This is a genomic window from Pseudomonas sp. ADAK21, from assembly GCF_012935735.1.
In the GTDB taxonomy this organism is placed as follows: domain Bacteria; phylum Pseudomonadota; class Gammaproteobacteria; order Pseudomonadales; family Pseudomonadaceae; genus Aquipseudomonas; species Aquipseudomonas proteolytica.
The window spans coordinates 5,739,041-5,754,432 of sequence record NZ_CP052857.1; the positions used below are offsets into that span (position 1 = coordinate 5,739,041).

Below are 15,392 nucleotides of genomic sequence, written 5' to 3' on the forward strand. Positions count from 1 at the left end.
TCCCCGCCTTCTTATTGTTTTTTGCGTTCGGCGCCAGTTGGCTCGGCGACGCGTACGCCACCCTGCCCCACCAGAATCAAGTCGCCGTTGCCCGCCGCCGTCACCGCCGACAGTGAAATACGGTCCGGGCGGTTGAATACGCTGAACGTCAGGCCATCGTCGTGGCTGACCACCACGCTGCCACCGTTGCCGACCACCACCAGGGTGCCGTCGTCGAGCAAGGTCGCGCCCGACAAGCCAAATTCCAGAGCGCCACGGTCGGCCTTGAGCGCCACAGGCTCCCAAGTGTCGCCAAAGTCGGTGGAGCGGAACAGGTTGCCGCGCAAGCCGTAGGCCAGCAGGGTTTTGGGCTGCGCGGTGCCGATCACGCCAAACAGCGAACCCTCGTAGGGGCCTTCGAGTTTTTCCCAGGTCTGCCCCTCGTCGCTGGAGCGGAACATGCTGCCCTGCTCACCGACGATGAACAGGCCGGCATCCTTGACCTGGGCGATGGCGTTGAGGTGGTACTGGTCTTCGTTGTCGAGGCGATCGCTGACATCGGTCCAGGTCTTGCCCGCGTCGGTGGTCTCGATCAGCGCACCGTAGGCGCCCACCGCAAAGCCGTGGTTGGGGTCGTTGAAGAGTACGTCCAGCAGCGGCGCTTCACGGCTGAGGTCTTTGAACTGCTCAGTCCAGGTGGCCCCGGCATCGGTGCTGGCGAGGATCTTGGCGTCATGCCCCACCGCCCAACCGTGCTGCTCGTCGATAAAAAACACTGCCGTGAGCAGTTGCCGGGTCGGCACCTTGGCTTGCACCCAGGTGACGCCCTGATCATCGGAATAAAGGATATGCCCGCGATCACCGACCGCCACCAGGCGTTTGCCGGCGTGCACGACGTCGATCATCAGGCCTTTTTCGGCCCTTGGCGATTCAATGGCAAATACCGCAGGTTCTGCGGCTTCGGTTGCAGCCTGGGCAGCCGTCGACAACGCGACAACCCCCAGCAGCGAGAGCGCTGTAGCCAGCACCGCGACCTTGCGCGATGCGAGCGGGCGGCAAAAACCCACACCCATGACAGGCTCACTCATAGACCTTTCTCCCATTTATTATTGTTAGGTCGTAACACCTTCCAGGGTGTTCGCAGTGCGCAAACCTGCAATCTAGAGCCCCTTGAGGAAGCAGGGGCCATCCTATCGGGCTTTCGAATCGTCTGACAATCGGCGCTACGTTATCTTTTGTTAACTGAAGGCCTTTTGCCTGCTGGCTGAATATAGCCGCATTCGCCGAAATGATGACTTCGTACATTCCTCTGTAGGAGCGAGCTTGCTCGCGAAAACCCTCAGCACACCTCGGGGGGGCCTGGAGCCCCGCGTCATCGTTGGCGACCTTCGCGAGCAAGCTCGCTCCTACAAGGAGATAATATTTATATTCCACGTATTGATGATTGAGAATTTTTATTCTATTAATTGCCTTCCTGAAAATAACAATCAAAAGGACCATCGCCATGCGCGCACTTGGAATCGGCCTGATCGGTACAGGCTTCATGGGCCGTGCCCACGCACTGGCGTTCAATAACGCCCGTACGGTATTTGAATTGCCCTTCAACCTGACGCTGGCGGCCCTGGCCGATGCCGACACCGAGCGCGCGCAACGCTGCGCCAGCGCCTGGGGGTTCGCCAAGGCCCATGGCGACTGGCAACAACTGATCGATGACCCGCAAGTGGACCTGGTGGCCATCACCACCCCCAATCACCTGCACTACCCCATGGCCATGGCTGCACTGGCGGCGGGCAAGGCGGTGTATTGCGAAAAGCCCCTGGCCGTGAGCCTGGAACAGGCCGACGCCATGCGCTGCGCCGCCCGTGAGGCCGGGGTGGTGACGCGGGTCGGCTACAACTACCAGCACAACCCGATGATCGTCCTGGCGCGGCAGATGATTGAAGCGGGCGAACTGGGGCAGATCATCAGTTTCCAGGGCGAGTTCAGTGAAGACTTCATGGCCGACCCGGCCTCGCCGTGGTCATGGCGCTGTGAGGTGGGACATGCTGGCGGCGCCCTGGCGGACCTCGGTAGTCATCTGCTGGCGATGGCGCGGTATCTGGTGGGCGATATCACGCACGTTTGTGCCGACAGCCAGACGGTCCACGGTCAACGACCTGCCAGCCCTGGCAGTAGCGAGAGGCGGCCGATCGAGATCGACGACCAGGTGCATGCCTTGCTGCGCTTTGCCAACGGCGCGCGCGGGACCGTCAGCAGCAGTTGGCTAAAGCGTGGCTACAAGAACCATTTGAGTTTCGAGATCAGTGGTACACAAGGCACGCTGGCCTTCGACCAGGAGCGCTTGAATGAACTGCGGGTATGCCGGGCTGGCGCAGACAGTTTCCAGCGTTTACTGGCTGGCCCCGCCCTGCCCGGCTATGCCGCGTTCAGCCCGGCGGCGGGGCATCAGTTGGGGTACAACGAGTTGAAGACCCTGGAGGTGCAAGAGTTGATCATGGCACTGGCTGGGCAAGGCGCGACGGGTACTGATTTCGAGGAGGCGTGGGCAGTGGAACGGCTGGCGACAGCCATTCGCCTCGCTGCGCGGGAAGAGCGGTGGGTCAACGTGAACCAGGTCTGAATCTGCATACCCCCTGTAGGAGCGGCGGTGCGACTTGCCCGCAAAAGCGGTGGTTCAGTCACTGCTTGGGTGGCCGATGTACCGCTATCGCAGCATCGGTATCTACACAACTTTGCCACAACACCTAAATCCAGGCAGATAGCGCAGTTGTGGCGAGCGGGCTTGCCCCGCGCTGGGCTGCGAAGCAGCCCCAATAAGCCGAATGCGTTGTACCAGATACACCGCAGCGGCTGGTTTTGGGGCTGCTTCGCAGCCCAGCGCGGGGCAAGCCCGCTCGCCACAGGGAAGATCATCAGTTTCTGAAAGTTGTGTAGATGTCTATGGCCATCGCCGGCAAGCCGGCTCCTACAGTTAGCGCAGGGCTCGGCGCAGGACCTTGCCCACGGTAGTCTTGGGCAGTTCCTCGGTGCGGAACTCGACAAACTTGGGCACCTTGTAGCCCGTCAGGTACTCCCGGCAATGGGCCAACAGTTGCTCCTGGGTCAGGTTCGGGTCGCGGCGCACTACCACAATTTTCACCTTCTCCCCGGTCACCCCATCTTCCACACCAATCGCCGCCACTTCCGCCACGCCCGGGTGCAAGGCCACCACATCCTCGATCTCATTGGGGTAAACGTTGAAGCCCGACACGAGGATCATGTCCTTCTTGCGATCCACCAGGCGGATGAAGCCCTGTGCATTCATCACCCCGATATCTCCAGTCGACAGCCAGCCCTCGGCATCCAGCACCTCGGCGGTTTCCTTGGGGCGTTGCCAGTAGCCCTGCATCACCTGCGGGCCGCGCACCTGCAGTTCGCCCTGCTCGCCAATGTCAGCCAATGCGCCGTCCTCGCGGATGAAGCGCACCCAGGTCGACGGCAATGGCACGCCGATGCTGCCGGTAAATTCCATGTCGCGCATGCGTGAGATATCGATGGGGCTGATGCTCACCACCGGCGAGCACTCCGTCAGGCCGTAACCCTCGATGATCGGCAGGCCAGTGACTTCTTTCCAGCGCTTGGCCACCGCCGTGTGGGTGGCCATGCCGCCAGCGATCACCAGGCGCAGGTCGGAAAAGTCCCGCGCACGGAACTCCGCGTTCTCCAGCAAGCCGTTGAACAATGTGTTGACCCCGGCAATCCCGTTGAAGCGCTCCTTGCGCAGGATCATCTGCACGCGCTTCACGTCCCGTGGGTTGGCGATCAGGATGTTGCGCCCGCCCAGGCACATGAACATCAGGCAATTCACCGTCAGGGAAAAGATGTGATAGAGCGGCAACAGGGTGACGTTGGTTTCTTGCTGGTTCTGATCCAGTTGATCGCCGACCCATGCCTTGGCCTGCAACAGGTTGGCGATGATATTGCGGTGGCTGAGCATCACGCCCTTGGCATCGCCGGTGGTGCCGCCGGTGTATTGCAGAAATGCCAGTTCCTCGCGCGCCAGCGGTACCGGCGTGTGCGTCAGGCCCCGGCCCTGCTTGAGGGCGGTGTTGAAGCGCACCGCGCCTGGCAGGTTGAAGGCCGGCACCTGCTTTTGCACGCGACGCAGGATGAAGTTCATCGCCGCGCCCTTGAAGGTGCCGAGCAGGTCGCCGATAGCGGCAATGACCACACGTTTGACGGTGCTGCCGGCCACGACTTTTTCCAGGGTGTGGGCGAAGTTTTCGAAGATCACCACGGTCTCGGCGCCGCTGTCCTTGAGCAGGTGCTTGAGTTCGTGGGAGGTGTACAACGGGTTGACGTTGACCACCACCGCACCGGCGAGGATGGTGCCCAGCAAGCAGATCGGGTACTGCAGGCAGTTAGGCATCATCAACGCCACGCGGTCGCCCTTGCGCACACCCTGGGCCTGCAGCCAGGCGGCAAAGGCAATGCCCTGGGCCTGCCAGGCGGCGTAGGTCATTTCGGTGCCGATGCTGACGTAGGCCACACGGTCACGGTACTTGTGCAGGTGCTCCAGGAAGACCTCGCGCAACGACGGGTAGTCCTCGATGCCGGCCTCAATGTCCGTGGGCACCCCGGGCAGGTAGGCGTTCAACCAGATACGTTCGGTTTGTTCCTGGCTCACAGCGTTCATGGCAGTCTCCTTGTTGTTGTTTTTGTACGGCTACTTTTCAACGATGGCGGTAATGCCCAGGCCGCCGGCGGCACAGATGGAAATCAGCCCGCGCCCACCACCACGCTGGTGGATGGCCTTGGCCAGCGCCGCCAGTTGACGACCACCGGTGGCGGCAAATGGATGACCGCAGCCCAGGGAGCCGCCGTTGACGTTCATTTTGTCGCGGTCGATGGGGCCCAGCGGCGCATCCAGTCCCAGGCGCTCACGGCAGTAATCAGGGTCTTCCCAGGCCTTGAGGGTACACAGCACCTGGGCGGCGAAGGCTTCGTGAATCTCGAAGAAATCAAAGTCGGCAAAGCTCAGGCCCTCACGCGCCAGCATGCGGGGCACCGCATAGGCTGGAGCCATCAGCAGGCCTTCGCTGCCGTCAACGAAATTCACCGCGGCGGTCTCACCGGTGCGCAGGTACGCCAACACCGGCAGGCCGCGGGCGACGGCCCATTCCTCACTGGCCAGCAGCACCACCGAGGCGCCATCGGTCAGGGGGGTGGAGTTACCGGCCGTGAGGGTGCCGTTCTGCCGGTCGTAGGCCGGGGCCAGGCTGGCGAGCTTCTCCAGGCTGGCATCGGCGCGCAGGTTGTTGTCGCGGGCCAGGCCGCGATAGGGGCTGATCAGGTCGTCGAAAAAGCCGTTTTTATAGGCCGCGTCGAGGCGCTGGTGACTGCTGAGGGTCAGTTCGTCCTGGGCCAGGCGCTTGATCTGCCAGCGCTTGGCCATTTCTTCGCAGTGCTCGCCCATGGACAAGCCAGTACGCGGCTCGCCATTGCGCGGCAGCAGCGGCTTGAAAAACATCGACGGGCGCACCTGCAACAGGCTGCGCAATTTGTTGCCAGTGCCCTTGGCGCGGTTGGCCGCCAGCAGCGTGCGGCGCAGGGATTCGTTGATGCCGATGGGCGCGTCGGAGGTCGTGTCGGCGCCCCCGGCAATCCCCACTTCAATCTGGCCGAGGGCGATTTTATTGGCCACCAGCAACGCCGCTTCCAGGCCGGTGCCGCAGGCTTGTTGCAGGTCATAGGCCGGGGTCTCGGCAGACAGGGTGGTGGACAACAGCGACTCGCGGGCCAGGTTGAAATCCCGCGAGTGCTTGATCACCGCACCGGCGGCGAACTCGCCCAGGCGCAGGCCGTGGAGGTTGTAGCGGTCCACCAGACCTTGCAGCGCGGCCACCAGCAAATCCTGGTTGCTGTCGTGGGCGTATACCGTGTTGGAGCGGGCAAACGGAATGCGGTTGCCGCCGACAATCGCCACCCGGCGCGTCGGGGCGGGGCTGAAGCTGTAGTCACTCATGGACGACTCTCATCAAAACGTGGATGCCAGATAAACAGGCCGCGCATATGGGGTTTGTCGCCGGCCGGGTTGCGCACCTCGAATGCACGGTGGGGGCCGTCTGCCGGGGCATTCCACAGGGCGACCTGGCCGGGCAGGAAGATCGGCAGCTTGAACTCGCAATGGGCCTCGGCCACGTCCAGCCCGCCTGGAGGTTGTTGCGCGGCCAGGGCGCGGCCCAAGGTCCACATGCCATGGGCGATGGCCCGGCGAAAGCCGAACAGGCGTGCACCGATCAGCGAGGTGTGGATCGGGTTGAAATCCCCCGACACCTTGGCAAAACGTCGTCCCAGGTCCGCCGGCAGCACCCAGCGTTGAGTGCGCCGCAAGGCTTCTTCGGGCAAGGCCAGGCTGTCGCCCCAAGGCTCGCCCACCGGATTGGCCACATCCCGGCGCAGGTACAGGCTGTCGCTTTGCCACACCAACTCGCCAGCGCTGTAGGCATGGGTGGCGATACTCAACGCCTGGCCCTTGGCATGGGCCACCCAGCGCTCGGCAAACACCTCCAGGCGCAGGGCCTGGCCTTCCTGCAGGCGCCGATGCTGACGAATGCGATTGGCCAGATGCACCATTCCGCTGGCCGGGTACGGGAAGCTCGGGCGCGTCAGCAGCAGCAAGTGCAAGGGGAACGCCAGCACATGGGGATAGGACAGCGGCACGCCTTGCTCACGCCGAAAGCCACAGGCCCGGCCATAGGCGGCCATCTCATTGGCGCACAATGGCACCGCCGAGCGCACCAGGCGCTCCTTGGGCAAGCTCGGCACGCCTTCAAGCGTAGGCTTGCGCAGCGCCAGCAGGCCGTCGAGCAGCAGGCGATTGCGCGACGGTGGCGGGTCGATAATCTGCGTCACGTAGTCCATGTTCAGGCTCCCAACAGGCTTTGGCCGCACACCCGCACCACTTGGCCGTTGACCCCGCCCGAGGCCGGGTGCGCCAGCCAGGCGATGGTTTCGGCGACGTCGATGGGTTGCCCGCCCTGGGACAGGGAGTTCATGCGCCGCCCCGCTTCGCGAATCATCAGCGGGATTTTCGCGGTCATCTGGGTCTCGATAAAACCCGGTGCCACGGCATTGACCGTGACCTGCCGCGCCGCCGCCACCGGTGCCAGGCCCTGCACCAGGCCAATCACCCCGGCCTTGGACGTGGCGTAGTTGCTTTGCCCCAGGTTGCCAGCGATCCCGGAGATCGACGACACACAGACAATCCGCCCACCGGCATTGAGCCCCTGCCCTTGCAGCAAGGCGTCACTCAAGTGCAACGGTGCCTGGAGGTTGACGGCCAGCACACTGCGCCAGGCCGCTTCGGTCATCTTGGCGATGGTCTTGTCGCGGGTGATCCCGGCGTTGTGCACCACCACATCAAATGCGCCGTGCTCGGCGACATAGGCCTGCAACTGCTGCACCGCATCGGCGGCGGTGATATCCAGCGCCCAGGCGTGGCCGTCGACACTGCTGGCCGCCTGCTCCAGGGATGACAACGCTTGCGGCACATCCACGCAGACCACCTGCGCGCCATCACGGGCCAGGACCTGGGCGATGGCCAGGCCGATGCCGCGGGAGGCGCCGGTGACCAGGGCGCGGCGGCCGCTCAAGGGTTTGTCCCAGTTGATGGCAGGTGCGGTATCCACCGCTTGTTCCAGGCGCACCACCTGCCCCGAGACATAGGCCGAACGCCGCGACAGGAAGAACCGCAGGCTGCTTTCCAGGGCCTGCTCAGCCCCCGGCGCGACATAGATCAACTGCACGGTAATCGCCCGGCGCAGTTCCTTGGCCAGGGACCGCACCAAACCCTCCAGGGCGCGCTGGGCGATCGCCTGGGGCAAGTCCTGGCAGTGTTCGGGCGCGGTGCCCAGCACCACCACCCGTGCGTGTTGCCCCAGGCGCCGGGCGTTGGCGTGGAAGAACTCGTAGAGTTCGTCCAGTTGCTTGAGGTCGACCACGGCGCTGGCGTCGAACACCGCGCCCTGGACTTTGACCGTGGACGGCGCCTTGAGCGTGGCGGCCTGGGCCGGCACGGTGTCGGTGGCCTTGAAGATGCGCCGCACTTCCTCCGCCAGGCGCCCTGCCCCGGCGATGATCACCGGGTTGGCCAAGCCCTGTTGGCCGCTGCGGTGGCGCTGCAGGGGCAAGGGCTGTGGCAGCCCAATGGTCTGGGCCAGGCGACGGCCCCAGGGGGAATTAACAAAAGAGAGATAGCTGTCGCTCATAAATCGATCCGTTTTCCTGACCTGCAAACCCAATCTCCTGTGGGAGCAGGCAAGCCAGCTCCTACAGGGCGCGTGTTGGTGTTTAGTTCACCGGGGCGTTTTCACGCTTTCTGGTGCTGGGCTTGGCTGCTTGTTCCAAGGTTTGCTGGCGCTTTTGCAATGCCTCCAGCAAGCCAAAGTCCTGCGGGAAGTCGTCCACCTGGATGCCGTGGTCGGCGTACTCCACATAGCGCGCCAGCAAGGCGTCTTCATCGGCGCTGATCAGGTCCAGGGCGCGGGCCTTGATGCGCCAGGCGGTGAAGGCGGTGGTGCTGATCGGCATCGGTTCGAGGGTGCCTTGCTTGACCGCCGCCTTGAGCCGCCCTTCGATCAACTCCACCTGGGGCAACAGGCGGAACGCCAATTCGCCGTAGGCCAACTTGTCGATTTCCGGACGTGGGATGTAGGAATTGGCCAGTAAGCGGTCGCGGCTTTCGCCGGGGGTCTGCACCAGTTCGGCCACCTGGGCCAGCAAGCGATCTGATGGTTTGCGCTGGGGAATGCCAAACGGGAAGCTCAAGCCACGAATCACTGCCGCAGCGGGCTTGGAGGGGTAATTGTCGAGCACCTCGGCCAGGGCCTCATGGGCCCGCAACAGTGCGTCCTGGGCCGACCAATGCACCAGCGGCAGATCGGCCTGGGGCCGGCCATCATCCTCAAAGCGCTTGAGCACGCAGGACAGGATGTAGAGCTGGGACAGAATATCGCCCAGGCGCCCGGTGATGCTTTCTTTGCGCTTGAGCGCACCGCCCAGCACGCCCATGGAGATATCGGAAATCAACGCCAGCACCACCGACAGCCGATTGGCCTGGCGATAGTAAGGCGCCAGCGCCGGGTCGGTCTTGGCCGGCACGGCAATCAGGCGCCCGCCTGTCAGGGAATGCACTGCCGCCCGTACGGTATTGGCCAGCACAAAGCTCAGGTGACCGAACATGGCGCTGTCGAACGCCAGCAACGCCTGGCGATGATCGGTGTTGCGTGCCGCTTCCATCTCACGGAACACGTAAGGATGGCAACGGATCAGGCCCTGGCCATAGATGATCAGGCAGCGGGTCATGATGTTTGCCCCTTCCACGGTGATCGCGATAGGGCTTTGCTGATAGGCACGGGCCAGGAAGTTGTTGGGCCCCATGCAGATGCCCTTGCCGGCGACGATGTCCATGCCATCGTTGACGATGATTCGCGCACGCTCGGTGACGTGGTATTTGGCAATCGCCGAAATCACCGAAGGTTTCTCGCCAGCATCCAACGACGCCACCGATACCTTGCGCACTGCATCGCAGGCATACAAGTGCCCGGCCATGCGCGCCAATGGTGCCTGCACCCCTTCGAACTTACCGATCGGCAGGCCGAACTGCTTGCGCATCGCCGCATAGGCCGTGGTGCCGCGTACCGCCACCTTGCCCAGGCCGACGTTGGCCGATGGCAGGGAAATCGCCCGCCCGGCCGCCAGGCATTCCATCAACATGCGCCAGCCGTTGCCCACTTGCTCGCGGCCGCCGATCACCCACTCCAGGGGGATAAACACGTCTTTGCCGGTGGTCGGGCCGTTCTGGAATACCGCATTGAGGGGCCAGTGACGGCGGCCACTGTTCACTCCGGGATGGGACGTAGGGATCAAGGCGCAGGTGATGCCCAGCGAACCGGGCTGGCCCAGCAGCCCGTCCGGGTCTTCGGCGCGAAAGGCCAGGCCCAGCACCGTGGCGATGGGGCCAAGGGTGATATAGCGCTTGTCCCAGGTCACGCTGAAACCCAGCACTTCCTGGCCTTCATGCATGCCCTTGCAGACGATGCCCAGGTCGGGAATGGCCCCGGCGTCGGAGCCGGCATAGGGGCTGGTCAGGGCAAAGCACGGAATGTCTTCGCCACGGGCCAGGCGCGGCAGGTAGTAATTGCGCTGGGCATCGGTGCCGTAATGCAGCAACAGTTCGGCGGGGCCCAGGGAGTTGGGAACCATCACCGAAATCGCCGCTGCCGAGCAACGGGTCGACAGCTTCATCACCACCTGCGAATGGGCATAGTGGGAGAAGCCCTTGCCGCCATATTGCTTGGGAATAATCATGCCGAGGAAACCGGCGTCCTTGGTGTACTGCCAGCCTTCGGGCGACAGGTCCTGCCAGACCTGGGTGGTTTCCCAGTCGTTGGCCATGTCGCAGAGGGTTTCCACTTCGTTGTCGAGAAACGCCTGCTCTTCGGCGCTCAAGCGTGCCGGCGCGGCTTGCAGCAGGCGCTGCCAGTTGGGTTTGCCGCTGAACAGCTCGGCGTCCCACCACACGGTACCGGACTCGATAGCCGCGCGCTCAGTGTCGGACATGGCCGGCATAATCGTGCGAAACAGGCCCAAGGCCTTGCTGGTCAACAGCGCCCGGCGCAGGGGCTTGATGCTCAGCAGCAGCGCCGGCAACACCACCAACAGCGCCGCAACGCTCAGGCCAAACCCTGCGACCCCATTGAACAGATAGCCACCGGCCAACCAGACCAGGCCAGCCCCCAGCCACAAAGTGGCTGCCGCTTGTCGATACGCCAGGGCAGTCGCCGCAGCGAGTCCCGCCAGTAACCAGATAACCATGGAGATACCTCTACTTATTCAGGGCAACTTATTCAGGGCACGGCATGCAGGTCAGCAAGCCGGTATGGCCTGCGACTGATCACCACACTACAAACTTGAAAAGCTAAATTCAAATTTTGTTTTGAAATTTTTATTTAATCGGTTCGCGAAAAAATTCATGGCCGAACGCGTCAGCCGAAATGTCGAAATGCAAGGAAATCACCAGGGGTCGCGTGGGCGACCCATTGGTGCACCCTGAGGTAAACCCCACAGAAAGATGCGCTGACTGTGGGTTTACCTCGGTACTACGCAGACACGTTAAAAGGCGTACGTGGCCGACAGGCTGACCACTTCACCCTTGGCCTCGGATTTACCGTCCAGCGAACCTGCGCCAAGCCGATCAACGTTCTTGGTCTTGAGCTTGACGGTTTCCACAAACTGGCGGGAATACGCGCCGTCGATGCTCAGGCCAGGAATGGCGCGGATGTTGTAGCCAAAGCCCAGGGAGGCGAAGGTGCGATCACCATCCGGGATGCGTGGGTCACGGGTGGAGTTGCGGGTTGGGGTCTGGTCGAAGGCCACACCGGCGCGCACGGTAAAATCATCCGTGAGCTTGTAGTCGCCACCGAAGGAATACATCCAGGTGTTCTTGTACTTGTACGGGATCGACACGATGGTGCTGCCATTGGACTTCAAGGTCAGCGCCTCGAAGGACGACCATTGGGTCCAGGTCACGCTGGCGCCCAGGGTCAGGCGGTCAGAGAAGTCGTGCACCCAGTCCAGGGACGCGTTGGCAGGGATATCCAATTGCGTGGAGGCCTTGGCACCGCCCGGATACAGTTTCAGCCCGGGGTAAGCCAGCTCGACCAGGGTTTTACCGTCGACCACCGGAATGGTCATCAGTCCCTCCGAGGTCGGGTCAGCGTACATGTTGTACTTGCCCTCCAGCTTGTTCTTGATCTTGGCGTGGTAGTTCAAGCCCAGGGTGTCTTGCGCCGTAGGCTTCCAGGTCATCCCTGCAAACCAGCCCAGGGAATTATTGTCGACCTTCACGCGCATCAAGGCGAAACCCTGGCCGGCCGGAAACGGAATCATCCCAAAGTCCGGCGACTGGGCAGCGGCGGCATACAGGTCGACGTTCTGGCTCACAAAACCTTTGGTGTGCTGAAGAATCGCACCACCGCCGATGGAAAACTCATCATTAACCTTGAACGACAGCGAGCCGGTCAGGCCAACGGTTTCAATTCGGGTGTCCACTGCAAAGTCGCGGCCTTTCCAATCCTGGTCGTACGTGGTACGGGCGCCCATGGGCACCACTTGGCTCAGACCAAAGGCGAAACGGTCATTGATTGGAATCACCATAAAGCCCGTAGGCACCCACGCCTCGAAGCCGGCCTGGCCACCGTTACCGGTACGATCGTTGTAAGTGGGGTTGTAGTTTTCGTCGAAGGTAGTTTCGGACATTGGACGGCCAGAATAGTCGTAGGCCGACCCTTTGTACTTGATGTCGATATTGGCGAAGTTGAGGGTGAACTGCGAAATGGTTTTGTCAATGAAGGCCATTGCAGCAGGGTTGTTGTAGGCCGCTGACGGATCGTTCTTGAACATCGAACCACCACCAAACGCCCGGCCCCAACCCGCCGTGTTCGAGGTCGGAGTCATGAAACCGCCCGCCTGAACCGGACCGGCCACAGCCATTAGCCCCCCCAACAATGCCAGGCCAAGTAACGCCTGAGCCTGCTGTTTCTTGTTATTCATGCTCCACTCCTTATTATTTTTATCTACCAGAGTCGGCCTTACCGATCCGGGTTGCCTCAACAGGTGCCTCACTAGAGGCACCTGTCTTTCAGGGGTGATCAGCCCTTTGCACTAATAAGTGCGATGGTTTAAGGAGCCAGGGTCAGAGTCGGTGCTTTAACTTTCAAAGACTGCACGGAGCAGTTGCCGGAGAGCGGCTGATTGGCGGCGGTCAGCATCTGCGTTGCCTGGTCCCAGGCCACGTTGATAGTGCCTGCGCCGCAGTTAGACGGTGGGAACACAACAGTCCAACCTACTCGCTCAACAATGCCTGTGCCCGCACCAGTACTTGGCGTAAAACTGGTAGCCGTCAACTTCCACCCCGGAGATGGGATATTTTTCAAGGTAGGCAATGCGCACAGCCCACCCCCGGTCAGACTTGCTGCAGTAATAGTCGCGACGCCTGCGGTAACAGTACCGCCGAACGTAATGCCACAAGTGATTGGAGCCCCACCGGAAGACGGCGACGTGACAACAATGGTGCCTGGGTCAGTGGTAAACGCGCCATTTGGGGTAATCGACGCCGCACTGGCCATCGAAGCCGCGCCAAAGCACAGAGCAAACGAACTTACACAAACGAGGGTTTTGAAACTTTTCATTATTTTTCCTCACATGTATGGCGAGTCATTTCGCCGGGGTAATGGCCATGATCGAGAGGTCACGGAGAAACAGCAGAACTTCCCTTTCCAGCCAAATTTCAATGCAATTACCGCTACAACTTCGGGTGATTACTCGACGACTTTGAAAGTCGGCGGCATCTTGATCGACACGCTCTTGATCTTGCAGTCTTCGCCAATCGGCACATTGGCCGCCTCCAACTTGCCGGTGGCGTTATCCCAGGTGCCTTCGGCGGTGGATGGGCCGCACTTGCCGCCCAGGCCAAAGGCGTGCACGTCGACGCTGATCTTCGACATAGAGCCGCTGGTGGTGTCTTTGGCCACCAGGATCCACGGCAAGTTGATGGCTTCGACGCGGCTGCACTTGAGGCCGCCGTCGAACTCAACCTTGTCGACATTGACTTGCGAACCATCGGCCGCAACCTTGCCGGCCACTTTGATGGTGCAGTCGGCGCTGATCAGCGCGCCCTTGGAAAAGCTGATGGGGCCCTGGGCAGTGAAGGCGCTGCCGGCGGGTTCGATGCGTGCGGCCTGGGCCTGGTGATAGGCGATAAGGCCCAATGCGGCGAGCACGATATGCGTAGTGAACTTGGCAGGTTTTTGCATGGTGTACGTCCTTCCCTTGATTTTATTTTTGTTAGGGTCAAACAACTTTCTTGCAACTAAGCAGCACTCGAAACCGGTAAACCGTGGGCAATGAAAACCTGCGCGATACACAGATCCCGAGTGCGCCCTACAACAGTTGATTCACATTAGAAGGTGCTGGTCTTGCCGTACTTCTCCAGTATCTTCAAGCGTTTGGATGGCTGGATATTGGCCAGGGTGACATCCCCCGAGTAGTGCCGCAGTACCCGATGATCCATGCGCCGGCGCCACAAGTAAGGGATGTAGGCCCAGACAATCATGCTGGCGTAGCCGTAGGGCAGTTGCGGTGATTCATCAAAGTGGCGCAGCGACTGATAACTGCGGGTCGGGTTGGCATGGTGATCGGAGTGGCGCTGCAACTGGAACAGAAAGATATTGGTGACAATACGGTTACTGTTCCAGGAGTGGCGCGGCGAACACCGCTCATAACGACCATTGGGCAACTTCTGGCGTTTAAGGCCGTAGTGTTCGACATAGTTCACTACTTCCAGCAACGAGAAGCCGTAGATGCCTTGGATCACCAAAAAGGGAATCACGGCCACACCCAGCCAGGCGATCATTGCGCCCCACAACACCACGCTGTACATCCAGGCGCTGAGCACGCCGTTCTTCCAGTGCCAGGCCGGCAGGCCGAGCTTGCGCAGGCGTTCACGTTCCAGGTTCCAAGCCGAGCGCGCGCTGAACCACACCGAGCGCGGCAGGAACGCCCAGAAGCTCTCCCCCAGCCGGGAGCTGGCCGGGTCTTCCGGGGTGGCGACGCGTACGTGATGGCCACGGTTGTGTTCGGTATAGAAGTGCCCGTAGAAGGTTGGCGCCAGGGTGATCTTGGCCAGCACGATCTCCAGCAGGCGCGGCTTGTGCCCCAGTTCATGGGCAGTGTTGATCGCGATGCCGGTGGCGGCGCCGGTGGACATGGCCATGCCCAGGTAGGTGAACCAACTGACGTCACCGTGCAGTTGCACCCGGGCAGTCAGGAAGCTGGCGGTTTGCGCCATCCAACTTGATGGGTCCATGGACGCCGTGAGTTGCAGCAGCCCACCGTTGATCATCCAGGCGATGCCGCTGACAGCCAGCCAACCGGTAATCACCAGGGAGGAGATAACAAGCAACACGCCGGTGTAGACGATCCAGCGGTAGTACTTCTGCGATTCAAGGCCGCTGACCGCAGATTCCGGCGGGTTGCTGACGTCTTCGCCGAGCAGGCCGTCAATCAGCGGGATCAGGCCGAAAATCACCAGCACACCCACCCACCACAGTTCTTGTACACCGGTGGTGATGGCCAGCGCGCCGGACAATAGCGGGGTTGCCAAAGGCATGATGCCGAGCCACCACAGGTGGCGCTTACCGTCGGTCCAGACGTGCGGGGCTGCCAGGGTCTGATTCATGGCAGCCTCCGGGCGCACTGCGCGGCAGGAAGGGAGAGCGAAGCAAAAGGGGCAGACAACAGATTCAGGCGGCACTGAAAGCCACTTGAAATCAACCATGCGATAAAAGGCGTTTTTTTCATTATTTTATTCG

Annotated in this window: 11 protein-coding genes; 1 reads left to right on the forward strand and 10 read right to left on the reverse strand. The window is 61.7% G+C overall.

The window, feature by feature from the left end; all coding sequences use genetic code 11:
- Positions 1 to 11 precede the first annotated feature (11 nt).
- The gene (locus tag HKK57_RS25815; protein WP_029292850.1) at positions 12 to 1,052 is read right to left on the reverse strand and encodes a WD40/YVTN/BNR-like repeat-containing protein; all 1,041 of its coding nucleotides are present in this window, start codon (positions 1,050 to 1,052) and stop codon (positions 12 to 14) included.
- Between the two features lie 431 nt (positions 1,053 to 1,483).
- Here HKK57_RS25815 and HKK57_RS25820 point away from each other — a divergent pair, with 431 nt between their 5' ends.
- On the forward strand, positions 1,484 to 2,599 hold the full coding sequence (locus tag HKK57_RS25820; protein ID WP_169391099.1) for a Gfo/Idh/MocA family protein: 1,116 nt from the start codon (positions 1,484 to 1,486) through the stop codon (positions 2,597 to 2,599).
- A gap of 351 nt (positions 2,600 to 2,950) precedes the next feature.
- On the opposite strand, the gene HKK57_RS25825 is transcribed toward HKK57_RS25820, so the two are convergent.
- The 9 genes from HKK57_RS25825 to HKK57_RS25865 all read right to left on the reverse strand — a co-directional run bounded on the left by HKK57_RS25825 (position 2,951) and on the right by HKK57_RS25865 (position 15,259).
- The gene (locus HKK57_RS25825; RefSeq protein ID WP_092235733.1) at positions 2,951 to 4,654 is read right to left on the reverse strand and encodes an AMP-binding protein; all 1,704 of its coding nucleotides are present in this window, start codon (positions 4,652 to 4,654) and stop codon (positions 2,951 to 2,953) included.
- Positions 4,655 to 4,684: 30 nt separating this feature from the next.
- Entirely contained in the window at positions 4,685 to 5,983 is a 1,299-nt protein-coding gene (locus HKK57_RS25830; RefSeq protein WP_104912134.1) for an acetyl-CoA C-acetyltransferase, read from the reverse strand.
- Positions 5,980 to 6,882: a MaoC/PaaZ C-terminal domain-containing protein gene (locus HKK57_RS25835; protein WP_169391100.1), complete on the reverse strand. Its 903-nt coding sequence runs from the start codon at positions 6,880 to 6,882 to the stop codon at positions 5,980 to 5,982. Before HKK57_RS25835 ends, HKK57_RS25830 begins: the two co-directional genes overlap by 4 nt.
- A 2-nt stretch (positions 6,883 to 6,884) precedes the next feature.
- Positions 6,885 to 8,228, reverse strand: coding sequence for a 3-oxoacyl-ACP reductase (locus HKK57_RS25840; RefSeq protein WP_070995965.1), 1,344 nt, complete (start codon positions 8,226 to 8,228; stop codon positions 6,885 to 6,887).
- Between the two features lie 82 nt (positions 8,229 to 8,310).
- On the reverse strand, positions 8,311 to 10,836 hold the full coding sequence (locus HKK57_RS25845) for an acyl-CoA dehydrogenase (protein ID WP_029292868.1): 2,526 nt from the start codon (positions 10,834 to 10,836) through the stop codon (positions 8,311 to 8,313).
- A 297-nt stretch (positions 10,837 to 11,133) separates the two neighbouring features.
- On the reverse strand, positions 11,134 to 12,573 hold the full coding sequence (locus tag HKK57_RS25850; RefSeq protein ID WP_169391101.1) for an outer membrane protein transport protein: 1,440 nt from the start codon (positions 12,571 to 12,573) through the stop codon (positions 11,134 to 11,136).
- A gap of 128 nt (positions 12,574 to 12,701) precedes the next feature.
- Positions 12,702 to 13,211: an alkane oxidation protein activator PraB gene (gene praB / locus HKK57_RS25855; RefSeq protein ID WP_071610051.1), complete on the reverse strand. Its 510-nt coding sequence runs from the start codon at positions 13,209 to 13,211 to the stop codon at positions 12,702 to 12,704.
- Positions 13,212 to 13,340: 129 nt separating this feature from the next.
- Complete coding sequence (praA, locus tag HKK57_RS25860; protein WP_029292872.1) at positions 13,341 to 13,835, reverse strand: alkane oxidation protein activator PraA; 495 nt, start codon at positions 13,833 to 13,835, stop codon at positions 13,341 to 13,343.
- Between the two features lie 146 nt (positions 13,836 to 13,981).
- Complete coding sequence (locus tag HKK57_RS25865; RefSeq protein WP_029292874.1) at positions 13,982 to 15,259, reverse strand: alkane 1-monooxygenase; 1,278 nt, start codon at positions 15,257 to 15,259, stop codon at positions 13,982 to 13,984.
- Between the last annotated feature and the right edge of the window lie 133 nt (positions 15,260 to 15,392).